The following is a 951-nucleotide window of genomic DNA, read 5'->3' on the forward strand; positions in this document are numbered from 1 at the left end:
CGTCCGTCACGACGACATCGGTCATGCCGCGATCATGGCCGACCCCGCACGCCCCCGCACGTCGCGCCGGTGCCGCCTGCTGCGGTGGACCTGGCTGCCGGCGGCGGTGCTGCTCGGCCTGGGCGTGCACCTGCTCGTCCTGCTGCCGGTGTACGCGCAGGGCAGGGCGGCGTGGGACGCGGGCGACGACCGCACCGCGGCGGACGTGTTCGAGCGGCAGCGGTCCGTCGTGCCCGTCGAGCAGTGGAAGGCGGACTTCAACGCGGGGACCGCGCACGCCCGCGCCGGGCGGTGGTCGACGGCGCTCGACGCGCTCGACCAGGCGCTCGTCGGCGTGCCGGACGCGCACCGCTGCGCCGTGCAGACCAACCGGGCGGTCGTGCTCGAGACCGCCGCCGCCGCGACCACCGAGTACGCCGAGGAGGCGCTCGCCGACGCGGAGGCCGTCCGCGTCGCCGAGGCGGCGCGCGCCGCGGGCGAGCCCTACGACGAGGAGGTGCTCGAGCCGCCGTACGAGGGCGCCGACGTGCCGACGTACGCCGACGAGCTGCGCTTCGCCGCGTACCTGTTCGAGCGCGCCGCCGACCACGCCGCCCTGCGTGCCGAGGCCCTCGCCGACCCGACGTGCGCGACCCCGCCCGCCCCCGGTGGCGGCGGTGGCGGCGGTGGTGGCGGCGGTGGCGGCGGTGGCGGCGGTGGCGGCGCGGACGAGCGCGCCGAGCAGCAGCAGGCCGCGCGCGAGCAGCTCGAGGACCTGAGCGCGCGCGCCCAGCAGCTCGGCCGCACGGCGACCGTCGCCGAGCAGGGCCCGCCGCAGGACGCCCCGGCGGTCGGCGCCGGCGCCGACGAGGAGCCCGCGACGACGCCGGAGCAGGCCGAGGCGGAGCGGCAGGCCCAGGTCGCCGAGCGCAACCGGCAGGCCGGCGCGCCCACCGGCGGCGAGGGCGACGC

The 951-nt window shown here is 79.7% G+C and carries 1 protein-coding gene; it reads left to right on the forward strand.

Features of this window, described 5'->3' with window-relative positions; genetic code table 11:
* Nucleotides 1–34 precede the first annotated feature (34 nt).
* On the forward strand, nt 35–951 hold a 917-nt coding region (locus tag AB6N23_RS18480; RefSeq protein ID WP_412867411.1), incomplete at its 3' end, for a hypothetical protein.

It is taken from the genome of Cellulomonas pasadenensis (genome assembly GCF_047229365.1).
GTDB lineage: Bacteria > Actinomycetota > Actinomycetes > Actinomycetales > Cellulomonadaceae > Cellulomonas.